This window comes from Citrobacter arsenatis, from assembly GCF_004353845.1.
Lineage (GTDB): Bacteria > Pseudomonadota > Gammaproteobacteria > Enterobacterales > Enterobacteriaceae > Citrobacter > Citrobacter arsenatis.
Window position 1 is genome coordinate 1,648,868 of sequence record NZ_CP037864.1, and the last position, 20,000, is coordinate 1,668,867.

General features: G+C 52.5%; 20 protein-coding genes and 5 tRNA genes. 16 read left to right on the forward strand and 9 right to left on the reverse strand.

What is annotated here, in order from left to right:
• The 12 genes from tolR to pnuC all read left to right on the forward strand — a co-directional run bounded on the left by tolR (position 1) and on the right by pnuC (position 7,359).
• Positions 1-429, forward strand: a complete 429-nt coding sequence (gene tolR, locus E1B03_RS08860) for a colicin uptake protein TolR (RefSeq protein WP_003022978.1) — start codon at positions 1-3, stop codon at positions 427-429.
• 64 nt (positions 430-493) lie between these two features.
• Positions 494-1,750 carry a cell envelope integrity protein TolA gene (gene tolA / locus E1B03_RS08865; protein WP_003022980.1) on the forward strand — a complete coding sequence of 419 codons (1,257 nt, stop codon included), beginning with the start codon at positions 494-496 and terminating at the stop codon, positions 1,748-1,750.
• 128 nt (positions 1,751-1,878) lie between these two features.
• Positions 1,879-3,171 (forward strand): Tol-Pal system beta propeller repeat protein TolB, encoded by a 1,293-nt coding sequence (gene tolB / locus E1B03_RS08870; protein WP_003022981.1) that lies wholly within the window; start codon positions 1,879-1,881, stop codon positions 3,169-3,171.
• Between the two features lie 34 nt (positions 3,172-3,205).
• Positions 3,206-3,724: a peptidoglycan-associated lipoprotein Pal gene (pal, locus tag E1B03_RS08875; RefSeq protein WP_003022983.1), complete on the forward strand. Its 519-nt coding sequence runs from the start codon at positions 3,206-3,208 to the stop codon at positions 3,722-3,724.
• Between the two features lie 9 nt (positions 3,725-3,733).
• Positions 3,734-4,522, forward strand: a complete 789-nt coding sequence (cpoB, locus tag E1B03_RS08880) for a cell division protein CpoB (RefSeq protein WP_133086069.1) — start codon at positions 3,734-3,736, stop codon at positions 4,520-4,522.
• 165 nt (positions 4,523-4,687) lie between these two features.
• Positions 4,688-4,763 (forward strand) — tRNA-Lys (locus tag E1B03_RS08885).
• A 137-nt stretch (positions 4,764-4,900) separates the two neighbouring features.
• Positions 4,901-4,976, forward strand: a tRNA-Val gene (locus E1B03_RS08890).
• Positions 4,977-4,979: 3 nt separating this feature from the next.
• Positions 4,980-5,055: transfer RNA gene (locus tag E1B03_RS08895), tRNA-Lys, on the forward strand.
• A 44-nt stretch (positions 5,056-5,099) separates the two neighbouring features.
• Positions 5,100-5,175 (forward strand) — tRNA-Lys (locus E1B03_RS08900).
• Between the two features lie 32 nt (positions 5,176-5,207).
• Positions 5,208-5,283, forward strand: a tRNA-Lys gene (locus E1B03_RS08905).
• A 285-nt stretch (positions 5,284-5,568) separates the two neighbouring features.
• Entirely contained in the window at positions 5,569-6,612 is a 1,044-nt protein-coding gene (gene nadA, locus E1B03_RS08910) for a quinolinate synthase NadA (RefSeq protein ID WP_103768838.1), read from the forward strand.
• Positions 6,613-6,639: 27 nt separating this feature from the next.
• Positions 6,640-7,359 carry a nicotinamide riboside transporter PnuC gene (pnuC, locus tag E1B03_RS08915; RefSeq protein ID WP_008784161.1) on the forward strand — a complete coding sequence of 240 codons (720 nt, stop codon included), beginning with the start codon at positions 6,640-6,642 and terminating at the stop codon, positions 7,357-7,359.
• Here pnuC and zitB read toward each other — a convergent pair.
• Positions 7,356-8,297, reverse strand: a complete 942-nt coding sequence (gene zitB / locus E1B03_RS08920) for a CDF family zinc transporter ZitB (RefSeq protein ID WP_103768839.1) — start codon at positions 8,295-8,297, stop codon at positions 7,356-7,358. The genes pnuC and zitB overlap by 4 nt on opposite strands.
• A gap of 113 nt (positions 8,298-8,410) precedes the next feature.
• Complete coding sequence (locus E1B03_RS08925; protein WP_103768840.1) at positions 8,411-8,785, reverse strand: YbgS-like family protein; 375 nt, start codon at positions 8,783-8,785, stop codon at positions 8,411-8,413.
• Positions 8,786-9,102: 317 nt separating this feature from the next.
• Between E1B03_RS08925 and aroG the strand changes: the two genes are divergently transcribed.
• On the forward strand, positions 9,103-10,155 hold the full coding sequence (aroG, locus tag E1B03_RS08930) for a 3-deoxy-7-phosphoheptulonate synthase AroG (protein ID WP_103768841.1): 1,053 nt from the start codon (positions 9,103-9,105) through the stop codon (positions 10,153-10,155).
• A gap of 110 nt (positions 10,156-10,265) precedes the next feature.
• Here the strand turns inward: aroG and gpmA are convergent, their stop codons facing one another.
• The 7 genes from gpmA to modE form a co-directional block, all read right to left on the reverse strand.
• Positions 10,266-11,018 carry a 2,3-diphosphoglycerate-dependent phosphoglycerate mutase gene (gpmA, locus tag E1B03_RS08935; RefSeq protein ID WP_003022999.1) on the reverse strand — a complete coding sequence of 251 codons (753 nt, stop codon included), beginning with the start codon at positions 11,016-11,018 and terminating at the stop codon, positions 10,266-10,268.
• 232 nt (positions 11,019-11,250) lie between these two features.
• A complete protein-coding gene (galM, locus tag E1B03_RS08940; protein ID WP_103768842.1) occupies positions 11,251-12,291 on the reverse strand; it encodes a galactose-1-epimerase in 1,041 nt (346 codons plus the stop codon).
• Positions 12,285-13,433: a galactokinase gene (gene galK, locus E1B03_RS08945; RefSeq protein WP_133086070.1), complete on the reverse strand. Its 1,149-nt coding sequence runs from the start codon at positions 13,431-13,433 to the stop codon at positions 12,285-12,287. Before galK ends, galM begins: the two co-directional genes overlap by 7 nt.
• Before the next feature lie 3 nt (positions 13,434-13,436).
• Positions 13,437-14,483, reverse strand: coding sequence for a galactose-1-phosphate uridylyltransferase (gene galT / locus E1B03_RS08950; RefSeq protein WP_103768844.1), 1,047 nt, complete (start codon positions 14,481-14,483; stop codon positions 13,437-13,439).
• Between the two features lie 9 nt (positions 14,484-14,492).
• Entirely contained in the window at positions 14,493-15,509 is a 1,017-nt protein-coding gene (gene galE / locus E1B03_RS08955) for a UDP-glucose 4-epimerase GalE (protein ID WP_103768845.1), read from the reverse strand.
• A 218-nt stretch (positions 15,510-15,727) separates the two neighbouring features.
• A complete protein-coding gene (gene modF / locus E1B03_RS08960; RefSeq protein WP_133086071.1) occupies positions 15,728-17,200 on the reverse strand; it encodes a molybdate ABC transporter ATP-binding protein ModF in 1,473 nt (490 codons plus the stop codon).
• Between the two features lie 67 nt (positions 17,201-17,267).
• Positions 17,268-18,056, reverse strand: a complete 789-nt coding sequence (modE, locus tag E1B03_RS08965; RefSeq protein WP_043015656.1) for a molybdenum-dependent transcriptional regulator — start codon at positions 18,054-18,056, stop codon at positions 17,268-17,270.
• A 130-nt stretch (positions 18,057-18,186) separates the two neighbouring features.
• Between modE and E1B03_RS08970 the strand changes: the two genes are divergently transcribed.
• From E1B03_RS08970 to modB, 3 genes are all read left to right on the forward strand, one after another.
• A complete protein-coding gene (locus E1B03_RS08970; RefSeq protein WP_003023026.1) occupies positions 18,187-18,336 on the forward strand; it encodes an AcrZ family multidrug efflux pump-associated protein in 150 nt (49 codons plus the stop codon).
• Between the two features lie 199 nt (positions 18,337-18,535).
• Positions 18,536-19,309, forward strand: coding sequence for a molybdate ABC transporter substrate-binding protein (modA, locus tag E1B03_RS08975; RefSeq protein WP_103768847.1), 774 nt, complete (start codon positions 18,536-18,538; stop codon positions 19,307-19,309).
• Complete coding sequence (gene modB, locus E1B03_RS08980) at positions 19,309-19,998, forward strand: molybdate ABC transporter permease subunit (protein ID WP_103768848.1); 690 nt, start codon at positions 19,309-19,311, stop codon at positions 19,996-19,998. Before modA ends, modB begins: the two co-directional genes overlap by 1 nt.
• Positions 19,999-20,000 lie beyond the last annotated feature (2 nt).

Genomic DNA, 20,000 nt, shown 5'->3' on the forward strand with positions numbered 1-20,000 from the left:
ATGGCCAGAACGCGTGGACGAGGTCGTCGCGAGCTCAAGTCCGAAATCAATATTGTACCGCTACTCGACGTACTGCTGGTGCTGCTGCTGATCTTTATGGCAACCGCGCCGATCATTACGCAGAGTGTGGAAGTCGACCTGCCGGATGCGACCGAATCGCAAGCCGTCAGCAGTAACGACGAACCGCCGGTCATTATTGAAGTTTCCGGTATTGGGCAATACAGCGTGGTTGTTGAGAAAGATCGTATGGACCAACTGCCACCTGAGCAGGTTATCGCGGAAGCGAAAAGCCGCCTGCAGACCAATCCGAAAACGGTCTTTTTAATCGGTGGTGCGAAAGACGTGCCTTATGATGAAATAATTAAAGCGCTGAACTTGTTACACAGTGCAGGCGTAAAATCGGTTGGCTTGATGACGCAGCCAATCTGATGACCGCGTTTTGCTGGCTTGAAAGATAGCGCGTAACAGGCGAACAGTTTTTTGGGAACCGAGAGTGTCAAAGGCAACCGAACAAAACGACAAGCTCAAAAGGGCGATAATTATTTCAGCGGTGCTGCATGTCATTTTATTTGCAGCACTGATCTGGAGTTCGTTCGATGAGCACATTGATGCTTCAGCCGGCGGCGGTGGCGGTTCGTCCATCGACGCTGTTATGGTCGATCCTGGCGCCGTCGTGCAACAGTACGACAGGCAGCAGCAACAGCAGGCAAGTGCGAAACGTGCAGAAGAGCAGCGTGAAAAACAGGCGCAGCAGCAGGCTGAGGAACTTCGCGAGAAGCAGGCCGCTGAGCAAGAGCGACTGAAGCAGCTGGAGAAAGAACGTTTAGCCGCGCAGGAAAAAGTACGCGAACAGGCGGAACAGCAGAAGCAGGCTGAAGCCGCCGCTGCGAAAGCGCAAGAGCAACAGAAACAGGCTGAAGAAGCTGCGGCGAAGGCTGCTGCAGACGCGAAGGCCAAAGCTGATGCTCAAGCGAAACAAGCAGCAGATGCCGCGAAGAAAGCCGCTGCGGACGCACAGAAAAAAGCTGAGGCCGAAGCCGCTAAAGCCGCCGCTGATGCGAAGAAAGTTGCCGAAGCACAAGCTGCGAAGGCTGCGGCAGACGCCGCGAAGAAAGCGCAGGCTGAAGCCGCTAAGCAAGCTGCAGCAGAAAAAGCCGCCGCCGAAAAGGCTGAAAAAGCAGCTGCCGCGAAAGCTGCCGCTGCTGAAAAAGCGGCGGCTGATAAGAAAGCTGCGGCGGAAAAAGCAGCAGCAGACAAAAAAGCTGCAGCCGAGAAAGCCGCTGCCGATAAGAAAGCTGCGGCAGATAAAGCGGCTGCTGCGAAAAAGGCTGCGGCCGAAAAAGCCGCTGCGGCTTCTGGCGTTGACGACTTGTTGGGCGACCTGAGTTCCGGTAAGAATGCGCCGAAATCGGGTGGTGGAGCGAAAGGAAACGGCCAACCGGCGAAAGATAGTGGTACAAGTGGTGCAAATGGCGGTGCATCTGGTGCTGATATCAGTGCTTACGCATCTCAAATTCGTAATGCGATCCAGAGCCGTTTGTATGGTGCCGATTTGTATGCAGGTAAATCTTGCGTATTGCACATCAAATTAGCACCCGACGGCCTGTTACTGGATGTGACCGAAGAGGGCGGTGATCCGGCATTGTGCCAGGCCGCGTTGACGGCTGCGAAAACAGCCAGAATTCCTAAACCGCCTAGCCAGGCTGTTTATGAAAAAGTAAAAGATGCCAAACTGGACTTTAAACTGTAATAACGACCCCTGAGAATTCAGGGGAAACGGTCTAAGGTTGAGACAGAGTTCTGGTAGTTTTGTGTATTTGAGTTTGTTAACATTCTGCTAAATTATCGTGGGCTTTCCGTCCAGATAAGGGAGATATGATGAAGCAGGCATTACGAGTAGCATTTGGTTTTCTGATGCTGTGGGCAGCGGTGCTGCACGCAGAAGTACGTATCGAGATCACCCAGGGGGTGGACTCGGCACGCCCGATTGGCGTTGTCCCCTTCCAATGGGCAGGGCCGGGTGCTGCACCTGAAGATATCGGTGGCATCGTAGGTGCTGACCTGCGTAACAGCGGTAAATTTAACCCGTTAGACCGCTCTCGCCTGCCGCAGCAGCCGGGTACCGCGCAGGAAGTTCAACCTGCCGCTTGGTCTGCGCTGGGTATTGATGCCGTGGTAGTCGGTCAGGTTACACCGAATCCGGATGGTTCCTACAGCGTCGCTTATCAACTGGTTGATACCGGTGGTGCTCCGGGTACCGTACTGGCGCAGAATACCTATAAAGTGAACAAGCAGTGGCTGCGTTACGCAGGCCATACTGCAAGTGACGAAGTGTTTGAAAAACTGACCGGTATTAAAGGTGCATTCCGTACCCGTATCGCTTATGTTGTTCAGACCAACGGTGGTCAGTTCCCATACGAATTACGTGTGTCCGACTACGATGGTTACAACCAGTTCGTGGTACACCGTTCTCCGCAGCCGCTGATGTCTCCGGCGTGGTCTCCGGACGGTTCAAAACTGGCGTACGTGACCTTCGAAAGCGGTCGTTCTGCACTGGTTATTCAGACACTGTCTAACGGCGCGGTTCGTCAGGTTGCCTCGTTCCCACGTCACAACGGTGCGCCTGCATTTTCTCCGGATGGCAGCAAACTGGCGTTTGCCCTGTCTAAAACCGGTAGCCTGAACCTGTATGTCATGGACATTGGTTCCGGTCAGATCCGTCAGGTGACTGATGGCCGTAGCAACAACACGGAACCTACCTGGTTCCCGGACAGCCAAAACCTGGCCTTTACCTCTGACCAGGCCGGTCGTCCGCAGGTATATAAAGTTAACGTCAACGGCGGTGCTCCGCAGCGCATTACCTGGGAAGGTTCGCAAAACCAGGATGCGGATGTGAGCAGCGACGGTAAATTTATGGTAATGGTAAGCTCGGCCAATGGTCAGCAGCACATTGCCAAACAAGATCTGGTAGCGGGTGGCGTACAAGTTCTGTCGTCAACGTTCCTGGACGAAACGCCAAGTCTGGCACCTAACGGCACTATGGTAATCTACAGCTCTTCTCAGGGGATGGGATCCGTGCTGAATTTGGTTTCTACAGATGGGCGTTTCAAAGCGCGTCTTCCGGCAACTGATGGACAGGTTAAATTCCCTGCCTGGTCGCCGTATCTGTGATAATAAATAATTGATTAATAAAGGAATCATTGAAATGCAACTGAACAAAGTGCTGAAAGGGCTGATGATTGCTCTGCCTGTTATGGCTATTGCAGCGTGTTCTTCTAACAAGAACGCCAGCAATGACGGCAGCGAAGGCATGCTGGGTGCCGGCACTGGTATGGATGCAAACGGCAGCGGCAACATGTCTTCTGAAGAGCAAGCGCGTCTTCAGATGCAACAGCTGCAGCAGAACAACATCGTTTACTTCGATCTGGACAAGTACGATATCCGTTCTGACTTCGCTGCAATGCTGGATGCTCACGCTAACTTCCTGCGTAGCAACCCGTCTTACAAAGTCACCGTAGAAGGTCATGCGGACGAACGTGGTACTCCTGAGTACAACATCTCCCTGGGTGAGCGTCGTGCGAACGCCGTTAAGATGTACCTGCAGGGTAAAGGCGTTTCTGCTGACCAGATCTCCATCGTTTCTTACGGTAAAGAAAAACCTGCAGTACTGGGTCATGACGAAGCGGCTTACGCCAAAAACCGTCGCGCCGTACTGGTTTACTAAGAGAATTGCATGAGCAGTAACTTCAGACATCATCTGTTGAGTCTGTCGTTACTGGTTGGCATAGCGGCCCCCTGGGCCGCTTTTGCACAGGCGCCAATCAGTAGTGTCGGCTCTGGCTCGGTCGAAGACCGTGTCACTCAACTCGAGCGTATTTCTAACGCTCACAGTCAGCTTTTAACCCAACTCCAACAGCAACTCTCCGATAATCAGTCCGATATTGACTCCCTGCGTGGTCAAATTCAGGAAAATCAGTATCAACTGAATCAGGTTGTTGAACGTCAGAAGCAGATATTGCTGCAGATGAATAATCTCGGCAGCGGTAGTGCGCCTTCAGCGCAGTCGGCGGGTGGCGATCAGAGTAGTGCGGCAACCCCAGCGGCTGATGCGGGAGCTGCAGCAACGTCAGGTGCTCCTGTGCAAACTGGCGATGCGAATACCGATTACAATGCAGCAATTGCCCTGGTACAGGATAAATCCCGCCAGGATGACGCGATTGAAGCATTTCAGAACTTCATCAAAAAGTACCCGGACTCTACTTACCTGCCAAATGCGAATTACTGGCTGGGTCAGCTGAATTACAACAAGGGTAAAAAAGATGATGCTGCGTTCTATTTTGCTTCGGTAGTTAAAAACTTCCCAAAATCACCGAAGGCTGCAGACGCGATGTATAAAGTCGGCGTCATCATGCAGGACAAAGGTGACACAGCAAAAGCTAAAGCAGTTTATCAGCAGGTTATCACTAAATATCCTGGCACTGATGGCGCGAAACAAGCGCAAAAACGCCTTGGCGCGATGTAATGACCACCATGCGACCAGAAATCGTGTTATTTCTGGTCGCGTCGTGTGATTCCTAAGCAGTTGAGTTATTTACATCGAAATTTTTGTTGCGCTAAAATCTGAAATCAGTAATATATGCCGCCGTTGCCAAGGGATATCAAACAGCCCGAAAGCGGCGAAAAAAGTGGGTCGTTAGCTCAGTTGGTAGAGCAGTTGACTTTTAATCAATTGGTCGCAGGTTCGAATCCTGCACGACCCACCAATCGCTAAGGTGGAACGCGATTGTAAAACGTGAAGGATAACGTTGCATAAGCAACGGCCCGTAGGGCGAGGCGAAGCCGAGTAATCCTGCACGACCCACCACTAACTCAGTTAGTAAGTAGTATCCAGCGTAGTATCGGGTGATTAGCTCAGCTGGGAGAGCACCTCCCTTACAAGGAGGGGGTCGGCGGTTCGATCCCGTCATCACCCACCACTCGGGGCGTTAGCTCAGTTGGTAGAGCAGTTGACTTTTAATCAATTGGTCGCAGGTTCGAATCCTGCACGCCCCACCAATTTTTGGTGGTTCCGAGTAAAAATTTTCAGGTTATACCCGAGCGGGTCGTTAGCTCAGTTGGTAGAGCAGTTGACTTTTAATCAATTGGTCGCAGGTTCGAATCCTGCACGACCCACCATCCTGAAAGTATAAAGAAGTAAACCCCATACGGGGGCGTTAGCTCAGTTGGTAGAGCAGTTGACTTTTAATCAATTGGTCGCAGGTTCGAATCCTGCACGCCCCACCAGTGTAAAAAGGCGCCCTAAAGGCGCCTTTTTGCTATCTGTGATATGGAAGATCCGAACCTGCTTGCCTGATGCGCTTCGCTTATCAGGCCTACGAAAGATATCTGGCCCGCATGTAGGAGGGATAAGACGCCAGTCGCCATCCGGCATTCATCACACGCAATTATTGTGACTTTTCTTCGCCAATCCGCTATCTTGTTTAGCATATAAAACAAATCTAACCGAATGTGGCGTGTGTCACGCTTGTAATCGGTTATTTCGTTAAGCCAGTAAAACGAGAAAGCAAGATGAGCGTGATGTTTGATCCAGAAGCAGCAATTTATCCGTTTCCGCCGAAGCCAGCCCCGCTGAGTGCTGATGAAAAGCAATTTTATCGTGAGAAAATCAAGCGCCTGCTGAAAGAGCGTGATGCCGTTATGGTCGCGCACTATTACACCGACCCCGAAATTCAGCAGTTGGCTGAAGAGACCGGTGGCTGTATTTCTGACTCTCTGGAGATGGCGCGGTTTGGCGCAAAACACTCTGCCTCTACGCTGCTGGTTGCCGGCGTGAGGTTTATGGGAGAAACCGCCAAAATTCTCAGCCCGGAAAAGACTATTCTGATGCCGACCTTACAGGCAGAATGCTCATTAGATCTGGGCTGTCCGATTGACGCGTTCAGCGCATTTTGCGACGCACATCCGGATCGTACCGTGGTGGTTTACGCCAATACCTCTGCCGCCGTTAAAGCACGTGCGGACTGGGTCGTCACGTCCAGTATCGCGGTAGAACTTATTGAGCATCTTGATAGTTTAGGTCAAAAAATCATCTGGGCCCCGGACAGGCATCTGGGCAACTACGTGCAAAAACAGACCGGTGCAGATGTTCTCTGTTGGCAGGGGGCTTGTATCGTTCACGACGAGTTTAAAACCCAGGCGTTGACGCGTATGAAAGGGCTTTACCCTGATGCCGCGGTGCTGGTACACCCGGAGTCCCCTCAGTCTATCGTAGATATGGCCGATGCGGTTGGCTCAACCAGCCAGTTAATCAACGCAGCTAAATCGTTACCGCATCAACAGTTGATTGTGGCGACTGACCGGGGCATTTTTTACAAAATGCAGCAGGCCGTTCCGGATAAAGAATTGCTTGAAGCGCCAACGGCCGGTGAGGGGGCAACTTGTCGCAGCTGCGCGCATTGTCCGTGGATGGCGATGAACGGTCTCAAGGCTATTGCTGAGGGCCTGGAGGAGGGCGGTGCAGCTCATGAGATACATGTTGATGCCGCACTGCGAGAAGGGGCGTTGTTGCCGTTAAACCGTATGTTGGAATTTGCGGCTACACTTCGAGCTTAATTCTTTATTTTTGCTCTGGGGGAAAAGATGGACTTTTTTAGCACGCAGAACATTCTGGTACATATTCCGATTGGTGCGGGCGGTTACGATCTGTCATGGATCGAGGCCGTGGGGACGATAGCAGGGTTGTTGTGTATTGGCCTTGCGAGCCTTGAGAAAATCAGCAATTACTTCTTTGGTCTGATAAACGTCACGCTGTTTGCGATTATCTTCTTTCAGATCCAGCTCTACGCCAGCCTGTTGCTGCAAGTTTTCTTCTTTGCCGCCAACATCTACGGCTGGTATGCCTGGTCCCGGCAAACCAACCAGCATGAAGCGGAGCTGAAAATTCGCTGGCTCCCGTTACCAAAAGCGATCGGTTGGCTGGCGGCTTGCGTGGTGGCGATCGGCCTGATGTCGGTCTATATCGATCCGGTCTTCGCGTTTCTTACCCGCATTGCGGTCAATATTATGCAGGCATTGGGATTACAGGTTGTTGTACCTGAGCTTCAGCCCGATGCATTCCCGTTCTGGGACTCCTGCATGATGGTGCTGTCGATTGCGGCGATGATCCTGATGACGCGTAAATACGTCGAAAACTGGCTGCTGTGGGTAATCATTAACGTCATTAGCGTGGTGATTTTTGCGCTGCAAGGCGTATATGCCATGTCTCTGGAATATATGATCCTGACGGTTATCGCCCTGAACGGGAGCAGGATGTGGATCAACAGCGCGCGTGAGCGGGGTTCCCACGCGCTGTCCCATTAATGGTGATGATGTGAATGGCCGGACACGCCCTGATACAGGTGGCAGTCCGGCCCATTGCACGGCTGATACTCCATCTGGATCGTCGCATGCTCAATCTGGTAGTGATGGATAAGGAAATGCTGAATACGCTCCAGCAACGCATCGTGATCGTGCGGCGGGATCACCTGCACATGCAGCGTCATGACCGGTTTTTCACCCACCATCCAGACATGGACATGATGTACGTTGCGCACTTCAGGGATATCCCGGCTGAGATGGCGCTGTAGTGCAGCGATATCCAGCGTCAGTGGGGCACCTTCCAGTAATTCATTCACGCTATCTTTCAACAATCGCCAGGCGCTACGCAGCACCAGCACGGAAACCAGAATTGAGAGAATCGGGTCAGCAGGCGTCCAGCCCGTCCAGATGATAATCAGCGCAGCGATGATCGCCCCGACCGAGCCGAGTAAATCGCCCATCACATGCAGCGCCGCGGCGCGGACGTTCAGGTTTTTCTCTTCACTGCCGTGATGTAAAACCCAGAAAGCGAGCACGTTGGCCAGTAGACCTGCGACAGCTATAACCATCATCATGCCGCCAGCCACGGGGCGAGGCGTCTGGAAGCGTTCAATCGCCTCCCAGACGATTAAAATGGTGATAACGACTAATGCGATGGCATTAACAAATGCAGCCAGCGTCGTGAGCCTCAGCCAGCCGAAGGTGTGGCGTATTGTGGGCGGGCGGCGGGCAAACTGGACGGCCAGCAGCGCGAAAAGGAGCGCTGCGGCATCCGTGAGCATATGCCCGGCGTCGGCCAGCAAGGCTAGCGAGCCAGAGAGTATTCCACCCACCACTTCAACCAACATAAATCCGGCTGTAATGCAGAATGCAAACATCAGTCGGCGGGCATTATTGTCCTTGGGTTGTTCAGAAGAAGTAGGAGTATGTGCGTGTGCCATTATGCCATCCCTTTGTTATTCTCATCTTTACTGTATGCCATCATACCGTTTTTGGGATGATAAAATTAAAAAGGAGAGCTATTGCTCTCCCGTTATTAGCTTTATTTTCAGCGTTACTGAGTGGTACCGTCAGTTTTTGTGTCCGCATCATTGTTGATGCCGTTTCCAGTCTCAACCTTCTTATTCACATCAGGGCAGCGACCATCCTTACACATGGTATTTTTGTGCATTTCGTCTTTGGTCATCCCTTCATGGTTCATTGATGAACCGTTCGGGTGCAGCATTGTGCCACCTGAGTTCACGTTACTGTTGTCGACATTATTTGGTGCCACGTTTTCACGTGCGTCTGGGGCGACCTGACCGGCATCCGCCGAGGAATTTGCCTGGCCGTTATTGGATTGCGTGTTGCTTTCAGCAGCCAGTGCCGCGCCGCTGGCGAGGCTGAGGGTAGCGGTAAGAAAGAGTGAAGCCAGCTTTGTCATATGCATAATATGCTCCTGTTATGGTCGATATGTCGGATAACGTCTTCCAACAGTGCATGTGCCAGTTACATCATCACTATGTGGCTAATAGTTTTGCCATGGAAATTAAAACCAGCATAGAATCTTGAAATTTATGAAAATTAAAGCCGTTACAGTTATAAATTGTAGGTTGGATCTCGTTTTTCGCTACTTTATTGCGTTTTTTTGGCCAATTCCAGGATTAATCCGTCCAAAGTGTAAAACCCCGTTTACACTTTATGACTGAAGTTATAGATTGGAGGGATTGCATTCATTTATATAAGTATGGCAACGCTGGAATAATCATGAATTATCAGAACGACGATTTACGCATCAAAGAGATCAACGAGTTATTACCTCCAGTCGCACTGCTGGAAAAATTCCCCGCTACTGAAAATGCCGCAAATACGGTGGCTCATGCCCGTAAGGCGATTCATAAAATTCTGAAAGGGAGCGACGATCGCCTGCTGGTGGTGATTGGGCCGTGTTCAATTCATGATCCGGCTGCCGCCAAAGAGTATGCCGCTCGCCTGCTGGCGCTGCGCGAAGAGTTAAAAGGCGAGCTTGAAATCGTCATGCGCGTCTATTTTGAAAAGCCACGTACTACCGTTGGCTGGAAAGGGCTTATCAACGATCCACACATGGACAACAGCTTCCAGATCAACGATGGGCTGCGCATTGCGCGTAAACTGCTGCTGGATATCAACGACAGCGGACTGCCGGCTGCGGGTGAATTCCTCGATATGATCACCCCGCAATACCTCGCCGACCTGATGAGCTGGGGCGCGATTGGGGCACGTACCACTGAATCTCAGGTGCACCGCGAACTGGCATCTGGTCTGTCTTGCCCGGTTGGTTTTAAAAACGGTACCGATGGCACCATCAAAGTGGCGATTGATGCAATCAACGCCGCAGGTGCGCCGCACTGCTTCCTGTCAGTAACCAAGTGGGGGCATTCGGCGATCGTGAATACCAGCGGTAATGGTGATTGCCATATCATTCTGCGCGGCGGCAAAGAGCCGAACTACAGCGCTCAGCACGTTGCTGACGTGAAGGAAGGTCTGATCAAAGCAGGACTCTCAGCGCAAGTGATGATCGACTTTAGCCATGCCAACTCCAGCAAGCAGTTCAAAAAGCAGATGGATGTTGCGAAAGATGTTTGCGGGCAAGTCGCCGGTGGTGAAAAAGCGATTATCGGCGTGATGATCGAAAGCCATCTGGTAGAAGGCAACCAGAACCCGGATAGCGGCGAGCCGCTGACCTACGGTAAGAGCATTACCGACGCCTGCATTGGCTGGGAAGATACCGATGCGGTGTTACGTCAACTGGCAGAAGCGGTAAAAGCGCGCCGCGGGTAAAAAATGCATCCGGGTTACGCTCGGTAGGCCGGATAAGGCAACGTCGCCATCCGGCAATAAAAAAAAGCGTGGAGCATCCCACGCTTTTTTCGTTTGACCCGGGATGAAAATTACTTCGCTTTACCCTGGTTCGCAACGGCTGCAGCTTTTGCTGCGATCTCGTCAGCGTTACCCAGATAGTAGTGTTTGATCGGCTTGAAGTTTTCGTCGAACTCATACACCAGCGGTACGCCAGTCGGGATGTTCAGTTCCAGGATCTCATCTTCGCCCATGTTATCCAGGTATTTTACCAGTGCACGCAGAGAGTTACCGTGAGCGGCGATAATCACGCGCTCACCGCTTTTCATGCGCGGCAGAATGGTTTCATTCCAGTAAGGGATAACGCGATCGATGGTCAGCGCCAGGCTTTCGGTAACCGGTAGCTCTTTGTCGGTCAGCTTCGCATAGCGTGGATCGTGACCCGGATAACGCTCGTCGTCTTTAGTCAGTTCCGGCGGGGTGACCGCAAAACCGCGACGCCATTGCTTAACCTGCTCATCACCGTATTTTTCTGCGGTTTCCGCTTTGTTCAGACCCTGCAGCGCGCCGTAATGACGTTCGTTCAGTTTCCAGGATTTCTCAACCGGCAGCCAGGCCTGATCCAGTTCGTCCAGTACGTTCCACAGAGTATGAATGGCACGTTTCAGCACAGAGGTGTAAGCAAAGTCGAAGCTGTAGCCTTCCTCTTTCAGCAGTTTACCTGCCGCTTTTGCTTCGCCCACGCCTTTCTCGGACAGATCAACGTCATACCAACCGGTAAAACGGTTTTCATTGTTCCACTGACTTTCACCATGACGTACCAGAACCAGCTTAGTTACAGCCATACACTCACTCCTATAAATCATATTGAATGATAATAATTCTCATTATATTGCCGTAAAGCGTCAGCGGCAATGCTTACGCATAACCATAGCGAAAATAGCGCCACAGTGTAAGGTTCTTGTGAATTCAAGGTTGCGATTTTGTCTTTGAGTGGTGGGGATTTGAGCGGTTCCGTTGTGATAAACAAGCAACAGGCCCGATACGTTACGTCATCGGGCCTGTGAGGGGAAAGGATCAGGAGGCAATAAACTGATATTCCGTTACGCTGGCATACTCTTCACCCGGACGCAGAAAGCAGTCTGGCTGCGGCCACTCAGGATGGTTCGGGCTGTCAGGCAGAAACTCACTTTCCAGCGCTAAACCTTGCCAGTCTTCATAGGCCTCTGGTCCACGAGATGGCGTACCGCCGAGGAAGTTGCCGGAGTAAAACTGCAATGCCGGGGCCGAGGTGTAGACTACCATCTGCAGTTTTTCATCCTGTGACCATAGCTGAGCGACCGGCGTACGCGCGTTGCCCTGAGCCTGTAGCAGGAAGGCATGATCGTAACCTTTCACCTTGCGCTGATCGTCATCGGCCAGAAATTCGCTGCTGATGATTTTAGGCGTGCGGAAATCGAAAGTGCTACCAGCGACGGATTTTAGCCCATCATGCGGGATGCCCATTTCGTCCACCGGTAAGTACTCGTCCGCCAAAATTTGCAGCTTATGCTGGCGCACATCCGTTTTATCGCCGTCGAGATTAAAGTAAACGTGATTTGTCAGATTCACCGGACAGGGCTTATCGACCGTGGCGCGGTAGGTTATCGAAATACGATTATCGTCAGTCAGGCGATACTGTGCGGTAGCGCAAAGATGGCCAGGGAAGCCCTGATCGCCATCGTCAGACGTTAAAGCAAACAGCACCTGACGGTCATTCTGATTGACTATCTGCCAGCGACGTTTGTCGAAACCGTCCGGGCCGCCGTGCAGCTGGTTGTCGCCCTGACTTGGTATTAATTCAACAGTTTCTCCAGCAAAGGTATAGCGGCTGTTGGCGATACGGTTAGCGTAGCGACCAATCGACGCCCCCAGAAATGCAGCCTGTTGCGGGTATTGTTCCGGGCTGGCACACCCAAGTAATGCCTCACGCACGCTACCATCGCTTAGTGGAATACGCGCAGAGAGCAGGGTTGCGCCCCAGTCCATGAGTGTGACCACCATCCCTGCGTCATTGCGCAGGGTGAGCAGGCGAAACGGCTGACCGTCAGGAGCCTGAACAGGAATTTCGTTTAACATTGTCCGGCTCCTTGAGAAGGTTTGCAGACATAGAATGTTTCTTTAATACCAGTTTTTGCTTCGTACTGCTCAGCGACAGCATGCTGTACGGTAGGCACCAAATCTTGCGGGATCAGCGCCACGATACAGCCGCCGAAGCCGCCGCCGGTCATACGCACGCCGCCTTTATCGCCGATGGTCGCTTTGACAATCTCTACCAGTGTATCAATTTGCGGCACGGTAATTTCAAAGTCATCGCGCATTGAGGCATGAGATTCCGCCATCAGTTGGCCCATACGCAGCAGGTCGCCTTTTTCCAGCGCCTGAGCGGCTTCAACGGTACGCGCATTTTCTGTGATGACGTGGCGGACGCGTTTGGCAACAATCGGATCCAACTCGTGGGCGACAGCGTTAAACGCTTCAAGGCTGACATCACGCAGCGCCGGCTGCTGGAAGAAACGCGCGCCGGTTTCACACTGTTCGCGACGAGTGTTGTATTCACTGCCGACCAACGTGCGTTTAAAGTTACTGTTGATGATTACCACCGCGACACCCTCAGGCATAGAAACGGCTTTGGTGCCCAGCGTACGGCAGTCGATCAGCAGCGCATGATCTTTCTTGCCAAGCGCAGAGATCAGCTGATCCATAATGCCGCAGTTACAACCGACAAACTGGTTTTCAGCTTCCTGACCGTTCAGGGCGATCTGCGCGCCGTCGAGTGGCAGATGATAGAGCTGCTGGAATACGGTACCGACAGCGACTTCCAGCGAGGCAGAGGAGCTTAAGCCCGCACCCTGCGGGACGTTACCGCTAATCACCAGATCCGCGCCGCCAAAAGCGTTATTGCGCTTTTGCAGATGTTTCACCACGCCACGCACGTAGTTTGACCACTGCTGGCTGTCATGGGCGATAATCGGCGCATCGAGAGAGAACTCGTCCATTTGATTATCGTAGTCAGCCGCGATAACGCGAACTTTTCTGTCATCGCGTGTCGCACAGCTAATCACGGTTTGATAGTCGATGGCGCAGGGCAGAACGAAACCGTCGTTATAATCGGTATGTTCGCCGATCAGGTTTACGCGACCCGGTGCCTGAATAATATGGGTGGCAGGGTAGCCAAACGTTTCTGCAAACAGAGATTGTGTTTTTTCTTTCAGACTCATTATTTAAACTCCGGATTCGCGAAAATGGATGTCGCTGACTGCACGCAGTCGCTCAGCCGCTTGTTCTGCCGTCAGGTCACGCTGGGTTTCCGCCAGCATTTCATAGCCGACCATAAATTTACGCACGGTCGCGGAACGCAGCAGCGGCGGGTAAAAGTGCGCGTGTAGTTGCCAGTGTTGGTTTTCTTCACCGTTAAACGGTGCGCCGTGCCAGCCCATAGAGTAGGGGAATGAGCACTGGAACAGGTTGTCGTAACGACTGGTCAGTTTTTTCAACGCCAGCGCCAGGTCTGTACGCTGCTCGTCTGTCAAATCAGTAATACGCAGCACATGCGTTTTCGGCAGCAGCAGCGTTTCGAATGGCCACGCCGCCCAGTAAGGCACAACCGCCAGCCAGTGCTCGGTTTCTACGACCGTCCGGCTACCGTCCGCCAGTTCGCGCTGGACGTAATCAACGAGCATCGGTGTGCCCTGTTCGGCGAAATACGCTTTCTGCAGGCGATCTTCACGTTCGGCTTCGTTGGGCAAAAAGCTGTTGGCCCAAATTTGACCGTGCGGATGCGGATTCGAGCACCCCATCGCTGCGCCTTTATTTTCAAATACCTGCACCCAGGGATAGGTTTTCCCTAAGTCTTCCGTCTGCTCCTGCCACGTTTTTACGATTTCTGTCAGCGCAGGTACGCTCAGTTCCGGCAGCGTTTTGCTGTGATCGGGTGAGAAGCAAATCACGCGACTGGTACCGCGCGCGCTCTGGCAGCGCATCAACGGATCGTGACTGTCCGGCGCGTCCGGGGTATCGGACATCAGCGCCGCAAAGTCATTGGTAAAGACATAGGTCCCGGTGTAATCCGGGTTTTTGTCGCCGGTAACACGCGTATTGCCAGCGCACAGGAAGCAGTCCGGGTCATGTGCAGGCAGTACCTGCTTAGACGGGGTTTCCTGCGCCCCTTGCCACGGGCGTTTGGCGCGATGTGGCGATACGAGGATCCATTGCCCGGTGAGCGGGTTAAAACGGCGATGTGGATGATCGACAGGATTGAATTGCGTCATGATTGGTCCTTAATCCGAATATCCCTGCGGGTGGCGTGACTGCCAGTGCCAGGTGTCTTGTGCCATTTCATCCAGGGTGCGGGTAACGCGCCAGTTGAGCTCGCGATCGGCTTTGCTGGCATCTGCCCAGTAGGCCGGAAGATCGCCATCACGGCGTGGAGCGAAATGGTAATTAACTGGTTTACCGCAGGCTTTGCTGAAGGCGTTGACTACGTCCAGTACGCTGCTGCCGATGCCTGCCCCGAGGTTGTAAATATGCACACCCTGTTTGTTGGCCAGTTTTTCCATGGCGGCAACGTGGCCGTCGGCGAGATCCATCACGTGAATGTAGTCGCGAACGCCGGTACCATCTTCAGTGGGGTAGTCGTTACCAAATATAGCAAGGGACTCGCGGCGTCCCACGGCTACCTGTGCGATGTAAGGCATCAGGTTGTTTGGAATACCTTGCGGATCTTCCCCCATATCTCCCGATGGATGAGCGCCAACCGGATTAAAGTAGCGCAGCAAGGCGATGCTCCAGTCTGGCTGTGCTTTTTGCAGATCGGTGAGGATCTGTTCTACCATCAGCTTGCTTTTGCCGTACGGACTTTGCGGTGTGCCGGTGGGGAAGCTTTCAACGTAAGGAATTTGCGGTTGATCGCCATAGACGGTCGCGGAGGAGCTGAAAATGAAATTTTTTACGTTGGCGGCGCGCATTGCATTCACCAGACGCAAAGTGCCGTTAACGTTGTTGTCATAGTATTCCAGCGGCTTGGCAACGGATTCTCCAACGGCTTTTAAACCGGCAAAGTGGATGACCGTGTCAATGGCATGATCGTGCAGAATTTCGGTTATCAGCGCTTCGTTACGGATATCCCCTTCCACGAAAGTCGGATGCTTGCCGCCTAAACGCTCAATGACGGGCAAAACGCTACGCTTGCTGTTGCAGAGATTATCCAGGATCACCACCTCGTGACCGTTTTTCAGCAACTGCACGCAAGTGTGGCTTCCAATGTAACCGCTACCACCTGTAACCAATACTCTCATAATTCGCTCCGTTAAGCCTATGGTATGCAATAACCATAGCATAACAAAGATGCGAAAAGTGTGACATGGAATAAATTAGTGGAATCGTTTACACAACGGCATTTTCACTCGCTTTCATTGTTTATTTTATTTTAAATCATTATGTTAGGTTATTATTTCAGCGTTTGTCTGAAAAGAATTGACAAAAAAAGGGCGTGTTCAACGCCCTGGCATGAAAATTAACGCAGAGAGGTTTGTCGATAGGCGTAGATATCGTCTTTGGGCACAAACTCCAGTCGATGGGTAATGCAGGCTGGGGCATCTTCGGCATGATGAGAGACAAACAGCAGTTGAGTTTCACCTTCACCGATCAGCACATCCACAAAGCGGCGAATCAGTTGGCGATTGAGCGGGTCCAGACCTTGTAAAGGTTCGTCGAGGATCAGCAAAGTAGGGTGTTTAACCAGCGCGCGAACGATCAATGCCAGCCGCTGTTGTCCCCAGGAAAGACTATGAAATGGCGCATCTGCGGTACGTTTATCGATGCCCAGAATATCCAGCCACTGTTGCACCAGTTTGTGCTGCCTGTCGGAGACGGCCTGATAAATGCCGATTGAATCAAAATAGCCAGAGAGAATAACGTTACGTACGTTGGTACTTACCCGGTAGTCCAGATGCAGACTACTGCTGACATAGCCGATATGTTTCTTGATATCCCAGATAGTTTCACCGCTACCCCGGCGACGACCAAACAGGGTCAGGTCGTTGCTGTAACCCTGGGGATGATCGCCAGTGATTAAACTGAGCAGGGTTGATTTTCCCGCGCCGTTGGGGCCGACGATTTGCCAATGTTCCCCCGGATTTACCCGCCAGCTCAGATGATGAAGGATAGGGCGATCGTTATATGAGACGGTGCCATTGTTGAGCACAATTCGCGGCTCGCTTTCTGATAACGTGCGTCGCACCGAAGGCTCATCCGGCTCGGGTAACTGAATACCTTCCAGCCGCTCGCTATGGGCAAGCTGAGCGATTAATGCCTGTTGCAGAAGGTCGGTTTTTGCGCCGGTTTCCGTCAGCGTGCAATCGGCAAGTACGCCGGCAAACTGCACGAACTCGGGAATTTCATCAAAGCGGTTAAGCACCAGTACCAGCGTAAAACCGGCCTGGTGCAGCTCTGCGAGCAGTTCTGCTAACTGGCGGCGGGACGCCACGTCCAGCCCGTCAAAGGGTTCATCCAGGATCAGTAAATCTGGCGCGGACATTAACGCCTGGCAGAGCAGAGTTTTGCGTGTTTCACCGGTAGAAAGGTATTTGAAACGCCTGTTGAGCAGGGCAGATATGCCAAACTGCTGCGCCAACGCAGCGCAGCGGTCGGGATCGTTGACCTCATCCTGAATGATTTCTGCGGTGGTGCGCCCGGTGTCGTCTTCACCAGGGCTAAGAAGGTCGGTGTTGTTTCGCTGCCACTCGTCGCTGACCAGCTTTTGGAGCTGCTCAAAAGAGAGTCGGGTAATACGCGTGAACTGACAGTGGCGCTCGCCTTTCAGGAGCGGCAACTCACCCGCCAGCGCGCGGGCCAGCGCGGATTTTCCGCTACCATTAGAACCAACAAACGCCCAGCTATCACCCGCGTTTAACGTCAACGCATCTAACTGGAGCTTTTTTGTGTCGCTAAGACGAAACGTGCCTTGCGAAATTTGCAATGATGACATTTTGTATCCCATTATTTGCAGCGATTAATAACAGGGATACGTGTTCTTCAGGCTGATGTCAATTAACTCAGCACAGCGTAGCGATAATCACTCTGTCAGCATTAAACCAGGCGGTGACGTTAGCGCCTTCTTGCAGCGTTGTCGCGTCCTGGGCCGGGACGGTGGCGCACAGCGTTTGGCCGTCTGGCAACGTCATTAGCACTTCACACTGTTCCGCTCCGCGTTCGATATGGCTTATCGTCCCCTGCAGCTGGTTATCGGCGGCCTGGGCAATAGCGTCGTCCTGTGTAATGCCTACCCACGGTGCTTTCAGCAGGATTAATACTTCTTTGCCTTCCTCAAGACCCAAACGCTCACCGCTTTGCGCTGTGATCGCGACTTTCAGGCGCGTTTCGCCATCGGCTAACAGGACGTCGACATGCTGTTGCACCTGATCGTGGTCGCGGGCAGTTATTGTGCCAAACCACTGGTTACGGGCGCTGGTTTGCAGCGAAAAGCGAGAGATAGCCGCCAGCAGACTATTGAGCGGTAGCGCATCGTCGTCGCTCAACACATCAAAGGCTTTTTGTTGGATTTGCGCCAGTAAATCATACAGTTGGATTAAGCGTTGGCCGTAGCGCGTTAGCACCGCGCCGCCGCCGCCTTTGCCGCCGGTGGCGCGCTCAACCAGCGTCTGCTCGCTGAGCTGGTTCATTTCGTTAATTGCATCCCAGGCGCTCTTGTAGCTAATACCTGCATCCTTCGCGCCCTGACTGATGGAGCCGGAAAGCGCAATGTGCTTAAGCAGAGAAATGCGACGGGGATCGGCAAACAGTTTTTGCTGAAGTTTCAGCGTAAGAAGGATTTCGGCCTGCATCACAAGCTCCTGGCAAAAGAGGGTATTGTGACGGAAAACCGTGCCTGAGCAAAGTCGACCGCACAAAAGGGGAGTGCTTTTCTGCGTGATGTGGTTAGAATACAGCTAAGGACTATATCTGGAGTTGACCATGTTAGAGTTATTGAAAAGTCTGGTATTCGCCGTAATCATGGTACCTGTGGTAATGGCCATCATTCTGGGTCTGATTTACGGACTGGGTGAAGTGTTCAACATTTTCTCCGGTATCGGTCAGAAAGACCAGTCCAGACAGAATCATTGATTCCCCAAACGCCCGCTCAGTCGGGCGTTTATATTTTTTGCCTTTCCGCCTGTTTTATCTCGCTACAGTTTCTCAAGATCCTGCTTTCTCTGCCGATATTTTCTTTGTGTAACCTCTAATTGGTAGCAATAACCTCTGGGAAAATCCTGATTTAATCGTTATATTTGCACCTATATAACGAAACGCAAAGGAGTTACAGATGGCACGTACATGGTTACGCTTGTTTGCAGGGGCAACGCTTTCTCTTACCGTTGCCGGGCATGCGCTGGCGGATGAAGGAAAGATCACTGTTTTCGCAGCGGCTTCGCTGACCAACGCGATGCAGGACATTGCGACGCAATACAAAAAAGAGAAGAACGTTGATGTCGTCTCCTCTTTTGCTTCTTCTTCTACGTTGGCGCGCCAGATTGAAGCAGGCGCTCCGGCCGATCTGTTTATTTCTGCCGATCAGAAATGGATGGATTACGCGGTAGACAAAAAGTCGATTGATACCGCAACGCGTGCAACGCTGTTGGGTAACAGCCTGGTGGTTGTCGCGCCGAAAACCAGTGAGCAGAAAGACTTCACCATTGACAGCAAAACCAACTGGACCAGTTTGTTGAACGGTGGACGTCTGGCCGTTGGCGATCCGGAACATGTTCCGGCGGGCATTTATGCCAAAGAAGCGCTGCAAAAACTGGGGGCATGGGATACCCTGGCCCCGAAACTGGCACCTGCTGAAGACGTACGCGGCGCGCTGGCGCTGGTAGAGCGTAATGAAGCGCCTCTGGGGATCGTCTATGGTTCCGATGCCGTCGCCAGCAAAGGCGTAAAAGTAGTTGCGACTTTCCCGGAAGATTCGCACAAAAAAGTGGAATATCCTATCGCGATTGTTGATGGGCACAAAAACGCAACGGTCAGCGCGTTCTATGATTATCTGAAAGGACCGCAGGCTGCTGAAATTTTTAAACGTTATGGATTTACGACCAAGTAATGATACTGACCGATCCTGAATGGCAGGCCGTCATACTGAGCCTGAAAGTTTCTTCCCTGGCCGTGTTGTTTAGTCTGCCGTTTGGGATCTTCTTTGCCTGGCTACTTGTGCGATGCACGTTCCCGGGCAAAGCGTTGCTCGACAGCGTTCTGCATTTACCGCTGGTATTGCCGCCGGTCGTGGTGGGCTATCTGCTGTTGGTCGCCATGGGGCGGCGTGGATTCATTGGCGAATGGCTGTACGACTGGTTTGGCATCACCTTTGCCTTTAGCTGGCGCGGTGCGGTGCTGGCGGCGGCGGTGATGTCTTTCCCTCTGATGGTTCGGGCTATTCGTCTGGCGCTGGAAGGCGTAGACGTAAAGCTGGAGCAGGCGGCCCGCACGCTGGGCGCCGGACGCTGGCGCGTATTTATGACCATTACGCTACCGCTGATGCTGCCCGGCATTATTGTCGGTACGGTGCTGGCGTTTGCGCGTTCCCTCGGGGAATTTGGCGCAACGATTACCTTTGTCTCCAATATTCCTGGCGAAACCCGCACCATTCCCTCAGCGATGTACACCCTGATCCAGACTCCCGGTGGCGAAAGCGCGGCGGCAAGGTTATGTATCATCTCTATTGTGTTAGCGCTGATTTCGCTACTGATTTCTGAATGGCTGGCGCGTATTAGCCGTGAACGGACGGGGCGATAAAC

Excerpts from the sequence above, each read along its gene's own strand:
- pal (WP_003022983.1), top strand. The coding sequence starts at position 3,206 with ATGCAACTGAACAAAGTGCTGAAAGGGCTGATGATTGCTCTGCCTGTT.
- cpoB (WP_133086069.1), top strand. The coding sequence starts at position 3,734 with ATGAGCAGTAACTTCAGACATCATCTGTTGAGTCTGTCGTTACTGGTT.
- E1B03_RS08925 (WP_103768840.1), bottom strand. The coding sequence starts at position 8,785 with ATGCATATGACAAAGCTGGCTTCACTCTTTCTTACCGCTACCCTCAGC.
- zitB (WP_103768839.1), bottom strand. The coding sequence starts at position 8,297 with ATGGCACACGCACATACTCCTACTTCTTCTGAACAACCCAAGGACAAT.
- galK (WP_133086070.1), bottom strand. The coding sequence starts at position 13,433 with ATGAGTCTGAAAGAAAAAACACAATCTCTGTTTGCAGAAACGTTTGGC.
- nadA (WP_103768838.1), top strand. The coding sequence starts at position 5,569 with ATGAGCGTGATGTTTGATCCAGAAGCAGCAATTTATCCGTTTCCGCCG.
- pnuC (WP_008784161.1), top strand. The coding sequence starts at position 6,640 with ATGGACTTTTTTAGCACGCAGAACATTCTGGTACATATTCCGATTGGT.
- modF (WP_133086071.1), bottom strand. The coding sequence starts at position 17,200 with ATGTCATCATTGCAAATTTCGCAAGGCACGTTTCGTCTTAGCGACACA.
- tolR (WP_003022978.1), top strand. The coding sequence starts at position 1 with ATGGCCAGAACGCGTGGACGAGGTCGTCGCGAGCTCAAGTCCGAAATC.
- galM (WP_103768842.1), bottom strand. The coding sequence starts at position 12,291 with ATGTTAAACGAAATTCCTGTTCAGGCTCCTGACGGTCAGCCGTTTCGC.
- galE (WP_103768845.1), bottom strand. The coding sequence starts at position 15,509 with ATGAGAGTATTGGTTACAGGTGGTAGCGGTTACATTGGAAGCCACACT.
- modB (WP_103768848.1), top strand. The coding sequence starts at position 19,309 with ATGATACTGACCGATCCTGAATGGCAGGCCGTCATACTGAGCCTGAAA.
- tolB (WP_003022981.1), top strand. The coding sequence starts at position 1,879 with ATGAAGCAGGCATTACGAGTAGCATTTGGTTTTCTGATGCTGTGGGCA.
- modE (WP_043015656.1), bottom strand. The coding sequence starts at position 18,056 with ATGCAGGCCGAAATCCTTCTTACGCTGAAACTTCAGCAAAAACTGTTT.
- aroG (WP_103768841.1), top strand. The coding sequence starts at position 9,103 with ATGAATTATCAGAACGACGATTTACGCATCAAAGAGATCAACGAGTTA.
- modA (WP_103768847.1), top strand. The coding sequence starts at position 18,536 with ATGGCACGTACATGGTTACGCTTGTTTGCAGGGGCAACGCTTTCTCTT.
- galT (WP_103768844.1), bottom strand. The coding sequence starts at position 14,483 with ATGACGCAATTCAATCCTGTCGATCATCCACATCGCCGTTTTAACCCG.
- gpmA (WP_003022999.1), bottom strand. The coding sequence starts at position 11,018 with ATGGCTGTAACTAAGCTGGTTCTGGTACGTCATGGTGAAAGTCAGTGG.
- E1B03_RS08970 (WP_003023026.1), top strand. The coding sequence starts at position 18,187 with ATGTTAGAGTTATTGAAAAGTCTGGTATTCGCCGTAATCATGGTACCT.